The organism is Bradyrhizobium sp. LA2.1 (assembly GCF_040547725.1).
Lineage (GTDB): Bacteria > Pseudomonadota > Alphaproteobacteria > Rhizobiales > Xanthobacteraceae > Bradyrhizobium > Bradyrhizobium barranii.
This window is the reverse complement of the sequence record NZ_JBEPQI010000011.1, coordinates 105,278-119,071: the sequence shown is the minus strand read 5'-3', so window position 1 is coordinate 119,071 and position 13,794 is coordinate 105,278. Positions and strand designations below refer to the sequence as shown.

The 13,794-nt window shown below is 65.8% G+C and carries 9 protein-coding genes; 6 read left to right on the top strand and 3 right to left on the bottom strand.

What is annotated here, in order from left to right:
* The first annotated feature begins 105 nt into the window (after positions 1-105).
* The 6 genes from ABIB95_RS22410 (at position 106) to ABIB95_RS22385 (ending at position 6,311) form a co-directional block, all read left to right on the top strand.
* Positions 106-1,302, top strand: coding sequence for a phosphoglycerate kinase (locus ABIB95_RS22410; RefSeq protein WP_259259113.1), 1,197 nt, complete (start codon positions 106-108; stop codon positions 1,300-1,302).
* A 52-nt stretch (positions 1,303-1,354) separates the two neighbouring features.
* Complete coding sequence (gene fba, locus ABIB95_RS22405) at positions 1,355-2,422, top strand: class II fructose-bisphosphate aldolase (protein ID WP_071916654.1); 1,068 nt, start codon at positions 1,355-1,357, stop codon at positions 2,420-2,422.
* A 242-nt stretch (positions 2,423-2,664) separates the two neighbouring features.
* Positions 2,665-3,690 carry a class I fructose-bisphosphate aldolase gene (locus ABIB95_RS22400; RefSeq protein ID WP_354242222.1) on the top strand — a complete coding sequence of 342 codons (1,026 nt, stop codon included), beginning with the start codon at positions 2,665-2,667 and terminating at the stop codon, positions 3,688-3,690.
* Positions 3,691-3,693: 3 nt separating this feature from the next.
* Entirely contained in the window at positions 3,694-4,368 is a 675-nt protein-coding gene (locus tag ABIB95_RS22395) for a thiamine phosphate synthase (RefSeq protein WP_166345108.1), read from the top strand.
* Between the two features lie 8 nt (positions 4,369-4,376).
* The gene (locus tag ABIB95_RS22390; protein WP_354242218.1) at positions 4,377-5,441 is read left to right on the top strand and encodes a tetratricopeptide repeat protein; all 1,065 of its coding nucleotides are present in this window, start codon (positions 4,377-4,379) and stop codon (positions 5,439-5,441) included.
* Positions 5,442-5,525: 84 nt separating this feature from the next.
* On the top strand, positions 5,526-6,311 hold the full coding sequence (locus tag ABIB95_RS22385; protein ID WP_028150910.1) for an inositol monophosphatase family protein: 786 nt from the start codon (positions 5,526-5,528) through the stop codon (positions 6,309-6,311).
* A gap of 166 nt (positions 6,312-6,477) precedes the next feature.
* On the opposite strand, the gene ABIB95_RS22380 is transcribed toward ABIB95_RS22385, so the two are convergent.
* The 3 genes from ABIB95_RS22380 to ABIB95_RS22370 all read right to left on the bottom strand — a co-directional run bounded on the left by ABIB95_RS22380 (position 6,478) and on the right by ABIB95_RS22370 (position 13,755).
* Entirely contained in the window at positions 6,478-9,633 is a 3,156-nt protein-coding gene (locus tag ABIB95_RS22380; RefSeq protein ID WP_354242215.1) for a multidrug efflux RND transporter permease subunit, read from the bottom strand.
* A 6-nt stretch (positions 9,634-9,639) separates the two neighbouring features.
* Positions 9,640-10,833, bottom strand: a complete 1,194-nt coding sequence (locus ABIB95_RS22375) for an efflux RND transporter periplasmic adaptor subunit (protein WP_354242212.1) — start codon at positions 10,831-10,833, stop codon at positions 9,640-9,642.
* 300 nt (positions 10,834-11,133) lie between these two features.
* Entirely contained in the window at positions 11,134-13,755 is a 2,622-nt protein-coding gene (locus ABIB95_RS22370; protein ID WP_354242210.1) for an autotransporter family protein, read from the bottom strand.
* Positions 13,756-13,794 lie beyond the last annotated feature (39 nt).

The window sequence follows — 13,794 nt, the reverse complement described above, 5'->3', positions numbered from 1 at the left end:
GAAACGCTGCGTCGCAGATCCGGGACCCATGTCCCTCCAGCGTAGGTCCCGGTTCTGCACGGCGGCACTCCGCGCCGCTATGCGCCCGGGACGAGAGAGTGTCCGATGACCAACAAATTCCGCACCCTCGACGACGTCGATGTGAAGGGCAAGCGCGTGCTGCTGCGCGTCGATCTCAACGTGCCCATGGACAACGGGCGCGTCAGCGACGCGACCCGGCTCGAGCGCGTTGCGCCGACCATCACCGAAATCTCGGACAAGGGCGGCAAGGTCATCCTGCTCGCGCATTTCGGCCGGCCGAAGGGACGCGACCCCAAGGAGTCGCTCAAGCCGGTTGCCGAAGCGCTGTCGAAGGTCGTGAACAGGCCCGTCGCCTTCGCCGACGACTGCGTCGGCGAGCCCGCGGCCACGGCCGTAGCGGCGTTGAAGGATGGCGACATCCTGTGCCTGGAAAATACCCGCTTCCACAAGGAAGAGGAAAAGAACGATCCCGCCTTCGTCGCGGAATTGGCGAAACTCGGCGACATCTGGGTCAATGACGCCTTCTCGGCCGCGCACCGCGCCCATGCCACGACCGAAGGCCTCGGCCACAAGCTGCCGGCCTATGCCGGCCGCACCATGCAGGCCGAGCTCGTCGCGCTGGAGAAGGCGCTGGGTTCGCCGACCAAGCCCGTCATCGCGATCATCGGCGGCGCCAAGGTCTCGACCAAGATCGATCTGCTCGAAAACCTCGTGACCAAGGTCGACGCGCTCGTGATCGGCGGCGGCATGGCCAACACCTTCCTGCACGCCCAGGGCGTTGGGATCGGCAAGTCGCTGGCCGAGAAGGATCTCGCCGCGACGGCGATCCGCATCATGGAGAAGGCGGAAGCCGCCAATTGCGCGATCATCCTGCCGGTCGACGCCACCGTCGCCTATCATTTCGCGGCGAACGCGCCCTCGCATGCCTACGGGCTCGATGCGATCCCGGCCGACGGCATGATCCTCGACGTCGGCCCGCAGTCGATCGCGCGCGTCCATGCCGCCATCGACGACGCCGCCACGCTGGTCTGGAACGGACCGCTCGGCGCCTTCGAGATGCAGCCGTTCGACCGCGGCACAATGGCCGCCGCCAAGCATGCGGCCGAGCGCACCAAGGCGAAGAAGCTGATCTCGATCGCGGGCGGCGGCGACACCGTTGCGGCCCTCAACCAGGCCCATGTGGCCGGGCAATTCACCTATGTCTCGACCGCCGGTGGCGCATTTCTTGAATGGATGGAAGGCAAGCCCCTTCCCGGCGTCGAAGTTCTGCGCACCAAGTAATCAGTCGGCCTTTTAAGTCGGCCTTGCAGGCCCAAACCGGAGAAAAAGACAGATGGCTCGGATCACGTTACGTCAATTGCTCGACCATGCAGCGGAGAACGATTACGGCGTACCGGCCTTCAACATCAACAACATGGAGCAGGCGCTGGCGATCATGGACGCGGCCAACACGGTCGACGCGCCCGTCATCATCCAGGCCTCGCGCGGTGCGCGCTCCTACGCCAACGACATCATGCTCAAGCACATGATGGACGCGGTCACCGAGATCTATCCACACATCCCGGTCTGCGTGCATCTCGACCACGGCAACGAGGCTGCGACCTGCATGACCGCGATCCAGGCCGGCTTCACCTCCGTCATGATGGACGGCTCGCTCAAGGCCGACGGCAAGAGCCCGGCCGACTGGACCTACAATGTCGGCGTCACCAAGACCGTGACCGACATGGCCCATCTCGGCGGCATCTCGGTCGAGGGTGAGCTCGGCGTGCTCGGCTCGCTCGAAACAGGCATGGGCGACAAGGAAGACGGCCACGGCGCCGAAGGCAAGCTGAGCCACGACCAGCTCCTGACCAATCCGGACGAGGCCGTAAAATTCGTCCAGGAGACCAAGGTGGACGCGCTCGCGATCGCGATGGGCACCTCGCATGGCGCCTACAAATTCACCCGCAAGCCCGACGGCGACATCCTCGCCATGAAGGTGATCGAGGAGATCCACCGCAAGCTGCCGAACACGCATCTGGTGATGCACGGCTCCTCGTCGGTGCCGCAGGACCTCCAGGACATCATCAACGAGTTCGGCGGCAAGATGAAGCCGACCTGGGGCGTGCCGGTGGCCGAGATCCAGCGCGGCATCAAGAACGGCGTGCGCAAGATCAACATCGACACCGACAACCGCATGGCCATGACCGGCCAGATCCGCAAGGTGTTCAAGGAGCACCCGGAAGAGTTCGACCCGCGCAAGTACCTGAAGCCGGCGATGGAAGCCATGACCAAGCTGTGCAAGCAGCGGCTCCAGGAGTTCAATACCGCAGGCCAGGCCTCCAAGTTCAAGAAGGTCCTGACCCCCGCCGAGATGGCCAAGCGCTACGCCAAGGGCGAGCTGGATCCGAAGGTGGCGTAAGGCCTTCAGCCACATCCTCCCGTCATTCCGGGACACGCGAAGCGTGGGCTATGATGCGCAATTGCGCATCTGAGAATCCATAACCACAGCCTGGGGTTATGGATTCCGGGCCTGCGCCTTTCGGCGCATCCCGGAATGACAGAGGGGCCCCCTTTACCCTGCGACGAACGTTAACTCGGCAATTGCCCGAGAACGGTCTATTTTCACAGGCAAGGGCAGAATCGTTTTGGGAGGACCTCTCGATGAATCTGACTGAGCTCAACAGGATCGCGGCCGCCATGGTCGCGCCCGGCAAGGGCATCCTTGCCGCCGACGAATCCTCCGGCACCATCAAGAAGCGCTTTGACGCGATCGGGGTGGAATCGACGGAAGGCAACCGCCGCGACTATCGCGAGATGCTGTTCCGCTCCAGGGAGGCCATGAGCCAGTACATCTCCGGCGTGATCCTCTATGACGAGACGATCTGGCAGGATGCGAAGGACGGCACGCCGCTGGTCAAGCTGATCGAGCAGAGCGGCGCCATTCCCGGCATCAAGGTCGACGAGGGCACGCAAGCCCTGCCGATGTGCCCGGGCGAGCTCGTCACCGTCGGGCTCGACAAGCTCGCAGAACGCCTGAAGAAATATTACGAGCGCGGGGCGCGCTTCGCCAAATGGCGCGCGGTGATCGATATCGGCAGCGGCATTCCCTCGATGACCGCGATCGGCGTCAACGCCCATGCGCTCGCCCGCTACGCGGCACTGTGCCAGGCCGCGCAGATCGTGCCGATCGTCGAGCCGGAGGTGCTGATGGACGGCGATCACGACATCGACCGCTGCTATGAAGTGACGACCCGCGTGCTCAACAAGACCTTCCAGGAATTACGCGTGCAGCGCGTTGCGCTCGAAGGGATGGTGCTGAAGCCGAACATGGCGATCTCGGGCAAGAAGTGCGCGAAGCAGGCTCCCGTCGAGGAAGTCGCGGAGAAGACGATTCGGCTGCTGAGGGCCTGCGTGCCCGCGGCCGTGCCCGGCATCGCCTTCCTCTCCGGCGGCCAGTCGGACGAAGAGGCGACTGCGCATCTCAACGCCATGCACAAGCTCGGGCCGCTGCCCTGGGGCCTGACCTTCTCCTACGGCCGCGCGCTGCAGGCCGCGCCGCAGAAGGCCTGGTCCGGCAAGGCCGAGAATGTCGCAGCCGGCCAAAGTGCATTCAGCCATCGCGCCCGGATGAATGGTCTGGCGTCCAAGGGCGAATGGCAAAGCAGCCTGGAAAAGAAAGCAGCCTAGATCTTGTCGAACAAATCGCCTCCGCCGCGCCCGGCGCCGCGTCTCTATCTCGCGACGCCTGCCATCGATGATCCCGCTGCGTTCGTCGCCGAGCTGCCGGGCCTGCTCGCTGCCGCCGACGTCGCGGCCGTGCTGCTGCGGCTGAAGGAGACCGACCAGCGCACCATGATCACGCGCATCAAGGCGCTGGCCCCGCCGGTCCAGAAGGCGGGCGCCGCGCTGCTCGTTGAAGGTCATGCCGAACTGGTCGCACGTGGCGGTGCCGACGGCGCGCACCTCCCCGGCATCGCCGCGCTGAAAGAGGCGCTGCCATCGCTCAGGCCCGATCGCATCGCCGGCGTCGGCGGGCTGACGACGCGGCACCATTCCATGGATGCGGGCGAGATAGGCGCGGACTACGTGCTGTTCGGCGAACCTGATGCAAAGGGCCAACGCCCGTCGTCCCAGGCGATCGCCGAGCGGCTGGACTGGTGGGCCGAGCTGTTCGAGCCGCCCTGCGTCGGCTTTGCCACCTCGCTCGAAGAGGCGCACGACTTCGCCGCCAGCGGCGCCGATTTCGTGCTGGTCGGCGATTTCGTCTGGTCCGATCCGCGCGGTCCCAAGGCCGCGCTGATCGAGGTCGACGCTGAGATCAAGAAGGCCCATGCGGCTGCGCTTGCGGGTCAGGAGCACGGCTAGCGCCCGACATGAAGCTCCCGCGCATCACCATCCTGGCCACGCTGCTGCTGACGGCGCCCGCGGCCGCGCAGCTCCAGATCACGCCGCCGGTGGCCACGCCGAGCGCTGTGCCTGAGAAACAGAAGCCCAAGCCGCCTCCCGCCGCCAAGAAGAAGGAGGCCGCGCCGGCGCCAAAACCTTCGGCCTCGCCCAAGCCGGCGCTGCCCGCAACCGTGATCCCCGCACCGGCAACCGACAATCCCAATGTCGATCTGGTGTTCGGCGCCTATCAGCGCGGCCAGTACAAGACGGCGTTCGATCTCGCCACCGCCCGCGCACAAGCAGGCGATCCCAAGGCGATGACCATGCTCGGCGAGCTCTATTCCAACGCCATGGGCATCCGCCGCGACTACGCCAAGGCTCTGGAATGGTACAAGCGCGCCTCCGATGCCGGCGACCGCGAGGCGATGTTCGCGCTCGCCATGCTGCGAATTTCCGGCCGCGGCGGCTCGGTCGACAAAAGCGAGGCGGTGAAGCTGATGGCGTCCGCCGCCAAGCTCGGCGAGCCCAAGGCGGCCTATAACCTCGCGCTGCTTTACCTCGACGGCCAGACCCTGCCGCAGGACGTCAAGCGGTCCGCCGAGCTGCTGCGTCAGGCCGCCGATGCCGGCCTGCCAGAGGCGCAATACGCGCTGGCGACCTTCTACAAGGAAGGCACCGGCGTGCCGAAGGACCCGGAACGCGCGGTGCGGCTGCTCCAGGCGGCTTCACTGGCGGACAATGTCGATGCCGAGGTCGAATATGCCATCGCCATGTTCAACGGCACCGGCACGGTGAAGAACCAGCCGGCCGCCGTCGCGTTGCTCCGCAAGGCCTCCCGCCAGGGCAGCGCGATCGCGCAGAACCGCCTGGCCTGGGTGCTGATCAACGGCATGGGCACGTCCGTGGACAAGGTCGAGGGCTTTAAATGGCACCTGGTGGCGAAAACCTCCGGCAAGGGCGATCCGGAGCTCGACAAGCAATTGTCCGACCTGCCGGCCGAGGACCGGGGCAAGGCCGAGGCCGCCGCCAGAAAATGGCTCGGGACCAAATGACTTGACGCAAAGGCCCTCGCAGGGCACCCCATCCTTCAAACAGGCGCGGTTTCGCGCCATTTCCCCCGATCAAGACCAGGGCACATGCTGTATTCCGCCACTATCAACGTCATGGTCAAGGCCGCGCGCCGCGCCGGCCGCAGCCTCAAGCGCGACCTCGGCGAGATCGAGCATCTCCAGGTCTCGCTGAAGGGGCCGGCCAATTTCGTCTCGCTCGCCGACAAGCGCGCCGAGGAGATCCTCTACCAGGACCTCGCCAAGGCCCGCCCCGGCTACGGCTTCATCGGCGAGGAAGGCGGCACCCGCGAAGGCAGCGACAAGAGCCACACCTGGATCGTCGACCCGCTCGACGGCACCACCAACTTCCTGCACGGCATCCCGCAATTCGCGATCTCGATCGGCCTCGTGCGCGAGGGCACGATCATTGCGGGCGTGATCTACAACCCCGCCAATGACGAGCTCTACATCGCCGAGCGCGGCAAGGGCGCCTTCCTCAACGACCAGCGCCTGCGCGTCGCCGGCCGCCGCCAGCTCAACGAATGCGTGGTGGCCTGCGGCCTGCCCCATATCGGCCGCGGCGACCACGAGGAATTCCGCCGCGAGATGACCGCGATCCAGGACCGCGTCGCCGGCCTGCGCCGTTTCGGCGCCGCCTCGCTCGACCTCGCCTTCGTCGCCGCCGGCCGCCTCGACGGCTACTGGGAGCGCAACCTGCAATCCTGGGACATCGCCGCCGGCATGATCATGGTGCGCGAGGCAGGCGGCACGGTGAGCGACATCGCAACGCCGGGGGACGCGCTGGTCACCGGGCATGTCGTGTGCGGCAACGAGTTCGTGCACGGGGAGCTGGTGAAGATTTTGCGGAAGTAGGCTTAGGGCGAACCCTACGCTTCACACTCCGCCTCCGCCGTCATCACCCGCCTTGTGCGCACTTGCGCACCGGAGCGGGTGATCCAGTATTCCAGAGACGTTTGTTGGATCCGGAAGGGCCGCGGCGTACTGGATGCCCCGCCTGCGCGGGGCATGACAGCTCGCCTTATGGCTTGACCGGCGCGGGCGGCCCATACGTCTCGCCGTCCTGCGCCGCCTTTGGCTCCCTGTCCCCTGCCAGCACGCGCTGCACCGAGACGAAGAACACCGGCACCATCAGCAGCGCCAGGATCACCACCGCGATCATGCCGCCCATCACGATGCTGCCGAGCGCTTGCTGGCTGGCGCCGCCGGCGCCATGCGCGATCGCCATCGGCAGCACGCCGCAGATGAAGGCAAGGCCGGTCATCAGGATCGGCCGGAAGCGCAGGCGACAGGCCTCGATGGTGGCTTCTACTAGCGGCTTGCCTTCCTTGCGCAGGTCCTTGGCGAACTCGATGATCAGGATCGCGTCCTTTGCGGCAAGCCCGATGATGGTGATCAGGCCGACGGTGAAATAGACGTCGTTGGGCAGGCCGCGCAGCATCGCCGCGGCCACGGCGCCGACGATGCCGAGCGGCACCGTGAGCAGCACCGCGAGCGGAATGGTCCAGCTCTCGTAGAGCGCGGCAAGACACAGGAACACCACGAACACCGACAGCGCCAGCAGGAACGGCGCCTGCGAGCCCGACAGTTTTTCCTGGAGCGACTGTCCGGTCCATTCATAGCCGAAGCCGCGCGGCAATTTGCCGGCAAGCCGCTCCATCTCGGCGATCGCGTCGCCCGAGGTGAAGCCGGGTTTCGCCTCGCCGGAGATGCGCACTGCGGGATAATAATTGAAGCCCGCGATCTGCGTCGGGCCGCGCGCCCATTCGACCGTGGCGAAAGAGGAGAACGGCACAAGCTGGCCACGGCTGTTCTTGACGTTGTAGTTGAGGATGTCCTCGGTCCGCATGCGGTCGCGCGCATCGGCCTGCACCACGACGCGCTGCATGCGGCCGCGGTTCGGGAAGTCGTTGATGTAGTTCGAGCCGAGATTGGTCGAGATCGTGTTGTTGATGTCCTCGAAGGTGACGCCGAAGGCGCCGGCCTTCTCGCGGTCGATCACGAGATTGACCACGCCGGCCTCGGGCAGGCCCTCGATATAGACCTTCTGCAGCACGGAGCTGGCATTGGCCTCCGCGATCAGCTGGTCGGCAGCGCGCATCAATGCCGGATAGCCTTTCTGGCCGCGGTCCTGGAGGCGGAACGAGAAGCCCGAGGAGTTGCCGAGATTGTCGATCGGCGGCGGCTGGAGCGCAGAAATCTTTGCATCGCGGATCGACACCCCCAGATCGCGGTTGATGTCGTTGACGATCGCGGCGGCGGAGTCCTTCGGCCCGCGCTCCGACCAGTCCTTCAGCGTGATGAAGGCCTGCGCGGTGTTCATGCCCTGGCCGGAGAAGCTGAAGCCGGTGAGGAAGGTGACATCCTTCACACCCGGCCGCTCGGCGAGATATTTCTCGACCTTCTCGATGACGGCCTCGGTGCGGGGATACGACGAATCCGACGGCGTCTGCACGTCGGTGGTGACGAAGCCCTGGTCGTCGATCGGCAGGAAGCCGCCGGGCAGGCTGACGAAGGCCCAGGAGAGACCAACAAGCAGCGCGACATAGACCAGCATCAGGCGGCCGGTCCGCTTCAGCGAGAAGCCGACGGTGCGGGAATAGCCCTCCTTGCCGCCTTCGAGCATGCGGTTGAACCAGCCGAACACGCCCCGCTTCGCATGGCCGTGGCCGGCCGCGACGGGCTTCAGAATCGTCGCGCACAGCGCCGGCGTCAGCGACAGCGCAAGGAAGGCGGAGAAGCCGATGGCGGCGACCATGGTGACCGAGAACTGGCGGTAGATGATGCCGACCGAGCCGGGGAAGAACGCCATCGGCACGAACACCGCCATCAGCACCAGCGTGATGCCGATGATGGCGCCCGATATCTGCGCCATCGCCTTCCGCGTCGCTTCCTTCGGCGGCAGGCCTTCCTCGGACATGATGCGCTCGACGTTCTCGACCACGACGATGGCGTCGTCGACGAGGATGCCGACCGCGAGCACCATGCCGAACATCGAGAGCATGTTGATGGAATAGCCGGCGAGCAGCAGCGTGGTGCACGCGCCCAAGAGCGCCACGGGCACCACGATGGTCGGGATGATGGTGTAGCGGATGTTCTGCAGGAACAGGAACATCACCACGAACACCAGCACCACGGCCTCGACCAGCGTGGTCAGCACCTTCTTGATCGAGGCCTCGACCACGGGCGTGATGTTGTAGGGGATCTCGTAGGAAATGTTGGCCGGGAAGAAGCGCGACAGCTCCTTCATCTTCTCCTCGACCGCGCTCGCGGTCGCCAGGGCGTTGCCGGTCGGCGACATCAGCACGGAGAGGCCCGCGGTCGGCTTGCCGTTCAGGCGCGTGTTGAACTGGTAGCTGAGGCCGCCGACCTCGATGCGTGCGACGTCGCGCAACCGCACGGTCGAACCGTCGGCATTGGCGCGCAGGATGATGGAACCGAATTCGTCCGGCGACGAGAGCTGGCCCTTGACCAGCACCAGCGAGGAGGTGCGCTGGCTCGAGGTCGACGGCTCGGCGCCGATGCTGCCCGAAGCGACCTGTGCGTTCTGCGCGGCGATCGCCTTGTTGACGTCGTCGGCGGTCAGCCCGTAGCCGACCAGCTTTGCCGGATCGACCCAGACGCGCAAGCTGCGTTCGGTCGAATAGAGCGTGGCGCGGCCGACGCCGGGGATGCGGCGGATCTCGCCGAGCACGTTGCGGATCATGAAGTCGCCGAGGCCGACTTCGTCAAGGCTGCCGTCGGTCGAGTTCAGCGTGATGATCTGGAGCACGGCGCTCGAGGCTTCCTCGATCAGGATGCCCTGCTGGATCACCGCGCGCGGCAGCCGCGCTTCGACGCGCTTGATGCGGTTCTGCACCTCGACGGAGGCGGCGCTGGTATCGGTGCCCGGCTGGAAATTGGCGATGATCTCGACCTGGCCGAGCGAGTCGCTGGTCGATTCGAAATTGAGGATGCCGGAGGCGCCGTTGAGCTCCTCCTCGATCAGCCGCGTGACGCTGTTGTAGAGGTTTTCGGGCGAGGCGCCGGGATAGCTGGTCGAAATCGAGATCGAGGGCGGCGCGATGATCGGATATTGCGCGATCGGCAGCAGCGGGACCGCGATCGCGCCGATCAAGCAGATGAACAGCGCGACCACCCAGGCGAAGATCGGCCTGTCGATGAAGAAACTCGCCATGGCGCGTTACCGCGTCAGCTTCTGGGCGTGCCGATTGTCCGCGGTGGCGTCCGCTTCCGACCAGGATTGCGGCTTCACCTTGTCGCCGGCCGCGAACTTCTGGAAGCCTTCGACCACGACCTTGTCGCCGGCCTTCAGGCCCTCGGTCACGAACCAGAGTCCGTCCTGCACCGACCCCGTGCGCACCGGCTGCACGGCGATGTGGTTGTCGTCCTTGACGACGAACACCTCGCTGCCGCCGCCGCCATTGCGCTGGATCGCCTGCTGCGGCACCGCGATCGCGTCGCTGTCGAGACCCTGGTCGATGCGGACGCGGACATACATGCCCGGCAGCAGCTCGCGCTTGGGATTGCGGAACTCGCCGCGCAAGGTCACCTGGCCGGTATGGGCATCGACCTTGGCATCCGAGAACAGCAGCTTGCCGTCGAGCGAATAAAGGGTGTTGTCGTCGAGCACGAGGCGCACCTTGGCGGCATCGGCGGCGATGCGCTCGAGGTCGCCGCTCTCGAAGGCGCGGCGGAGCTGGTTGAGCTCGGTCACCGACTGGGTGAAGTCGGCATAGATCGGATCGAGCTGCTGGATGCTGGCGAGGTTGGTCTCGTTCTGCACCGCGAGCGCACCCTCGCTGACCAGCGCCGCACCAACGACGCCGTCGATCGGCGCGCGCACGGTGGCATAGTCGAGATTGAGTTTTGCGCGCGCGAGTTCGGCCTTGCGGCCTTCGACCTCGGCATGGGCCTGACGCTCGGCCGCGATCGCCTTCTCGTTCTCGGCTTCCGGGGCAGCGCGATCCTTGGTGAGGGTGGCGACGCGGTGCGCCTGCTGCCTGGCCTGCATCAACCCGGCCTCGGCCTTGGCGACGGCCGCCTCGGTGGCCATCACCTCGACCTCGAACGGACGCGGATCGATGCGATAGAGCGCATCGCCCGCCTTCACCTCGCTGCCCTGACGGAACAGGCGCTCGACCACGATGCCGGAGATGCGCGGCCGCACGTCGGAGACGCGCGTCGGCGCGATGCGGCCCGGCAGCTCGCGCACCACGGCGCGCGGCTGCGGCTTGACGATGACGATGCTGACGTCAGGATCGGCGGGCTGGGCAGCGGACACCGCAGAGACGGATTCGTCGCAGCCCGCGAGCAGCGGCGTAAAGGCCGCGAGCATGATTGCAACGCATGCCGATCGCGCGCGAAGTCCTGACATGAAGTTAAGTGCCCCGATGCTGTTGAAACTGAAATCACGCTCCGCGCGAACCCGTTCTGGGCGATTCCATGCGGCTGATGACGTCAAAATAGAACGTACTTGCTGCGACGCAACGCATTGCGCGGGCGGCTCAATGCCACATGACCTATCATGCTGAGTTCAGGGCGCTTTTCGGGACTCACCGGATTGTGAGTCGGGTTCCATCACCGCGAGCTGCGACAGAAGATCGCAACGAAACGTTACGAACCTGAAAGACGACCGTCTTTCGGCCCGGCATAGGGCCGGTGCAAAGCGCTGGATTCACCACGTGAGGCGGAAGCCGCCGGTGCCCTTGTAATTGCGGTTGTCCGAGCTGTTGTTGAGGCTCGCATTGTAGGAGACATCGCCGAAGACGGCGTAGCGCCCGTTGGCCCAGCTGTAGGTGCCGCCGCCGCCGATGCTGCCCCACAGCCGATCCTGCGCACTGGCAAAACCGATGCCTGCGACATCGACATTGGTGCCGTTGAGGAACTCGTAACGCAGATTGGCAATGCCGTAGACATCGGATCGCACGATGCCCGTGGCATCGTTCCAAATCCTCTGATGGTTGAGGGCAAGGCCGGCGCGGCCGAGCAGGCTGTCACCGTCGCGCAACGCCACCGGCGCGCCGAAACGATCGGCAAAGCTGTCGAAGGCGACCTTCGAATAGGAGAGCTGCGCCTGCGGCGTCAGTGACCAACCATTGCCTATGCCGATCCGCTTGCCGGTTTCGGCGCTGAAGGCAAAGCCGAACCCTTCATTGCCGTGGGTCAGGGTATCAGCCAGCACGGACGACAGATCGCTGCGGTAGAACATCGACTGCGCCTGACCGTCGACATAGAAGCCGTTGTCGCTATACCAGGTCAGCGTGCTGCCGACGCCCGACCCTTCGACGCGGATACGGCCATTGCCGAAGAACGACGCGACATTGGCGGTCGTCAGGCCATATTGCGCGGTGAGGCCGACGATCAGCCGGCCCCGCTCGTTCTCCAGCACGAGGCCATCGAGTCCCGTCTGCACTTTGAAATGATCGGCCTTGTAGGTCGAGCCGGTGGTGTTGGAGGGCTGCAAGTCGGAATGGCCACCTTCGATGCGGCCCCAGAACGCTGTGGGCGCAGGCGAAGCCGCAGCAGTCGCCGGCGCGGCTCCGACGCGCGCCATGGCGTCGCTGCCGCCCCAATAGCGGTTGCCGACGCGCTGCTGCAGCGTCGGCAGATCGTTCATGCCGAGCAGCACCTGCGCATAGTTCTCGTACAGCGGAACGCCCGGCTGATAGAGCGGACCGGGAGGTACCGAGACCGGCGGATTGATCAGGCTCGAGCGCAGATACCAATCGCCGTCGCCGGGAGTGGCGATGCCGTTCTTCTGCAACGTATAGGCATAGGCGCCGCCGACCACCGCCTGCTCGCCGTGAAGGACATAGCTGCCCAGAAGCGAAAAACTGCCGTTGGACGCACCGGCCACGTCTATCACCTTGATGCCTTCGGCGGTCTGCGCGCCGGCGCCGCCGACATTGGTGATGCGCAGCGACGACGAGCCCGACGTGCTGCCCTGCACCCGCAACAGGTCGGTCGGCGAGCCGTCGCCGCCGAGCCGGGTGTTGAGCTGAACCGTGCCGCCATTGCCCACGTAATTGCCGACCACGGTCAGCGTCGTTCCCGGCGCGCCGCCGAGGGTCACTGTGCCGGCATTGCCGAGCGAGGTGAGCGTTTGATTGAAGCCGGCGAGGTCGAGTGTGCCGCCGGCGGCCACGTTGAAGGCCGACGCTGCGCTGAACGTGTTCGCGGCTCCCGCGCGCAGCGTACCGCCGCTCACGTTTGTCGCCCCGTTGTAGCTATTGGCGCCGGTCAGCGCCTGCGCACCGCCGCTCACTGTCAGGCCGCCCGTGCCGCCGATCACGCCGGCGAACGTGTCGTTCGCGTTGGTGATCGTCAGATTCTTCGCGCCGAGGCTGACGCCGCCGCTGCCGGCGAGGCTCTGAATGCTGGTGCCGCCGGCGGTGATGCCGGAAATATCGAACGTCCCGTTGGTGACGACGCGGCTCGAATTGCTGATGGCGCCCGCACCGGTGAGCGCAAGGATGCCGGCCTGGATCACGGTCTGGCCGGCATAGAGGCTGCTGGCGGCGAGGTTCAGGGTGCCGCTGCCGATCTTGGTCAGTCCGCCGGCGCCCGTGAAGGCGGAGGTGGCATCGGTGCCGACCGTGAACACGCCGGTGTCGATCGTCAGCCCGCCCGCGAGGATGTTGAGCTTGGTGCCCGAAAATCCGTTGATGAAGGACGCGTTGGTGGCCGTCGCGCGCAGGCTGCCATTGTCGAAATTGGCCTGGGTCGCGCCGGCTCCGCCCCGCAAGGATTGAGTTTCCAGCATGCCGCCGCCACCGATGTTGAGCGTGCCGGATGATGAGGCGCCGTTACCCAGGACCGTGCCGGCTCCTGTGACGACCCGTCCGCCGTTTTGGATGTTGAGCGTGCCCGCGCCTAGAAAGCCGACAAAAAAACTTCCAGCGGGGATGCTCCATTGCGACCCTGCTCCGGTAACCGTCACGATTCCGGTGCTTCCGGCCGAAATTCCGAGCCGCGATGAGCCGGTACTCGTCAGCGTGCTGCCGTTCTGGATCGTCAGATTGCCGGCCGTTGCACCGCTGTTGCCAACGGACATTGTCCCCACCGAAACGCTGAACGGGCCGCCGACGCCGAGGATCGTCTCCCGTTGCGGCGGCGCACCCAGGATACCGATGTTGACGGTTTGACCTGGGACGGGAGGGGCCGCGGTCGTCCAGTTGCCGCCGGCCATCCAATCGTTGCTGGCCAAGCCGGTCCAATTGGCCTGGGCCGAGGCTGATCGTGTGGACAGCGCCGACAGCGCCACAACCAACAGGCTCGCCAGCAGCAAGCGAAGCATTCGCGTCCGGGACGTGCCGGGGGAACAATGCCGTGTCCG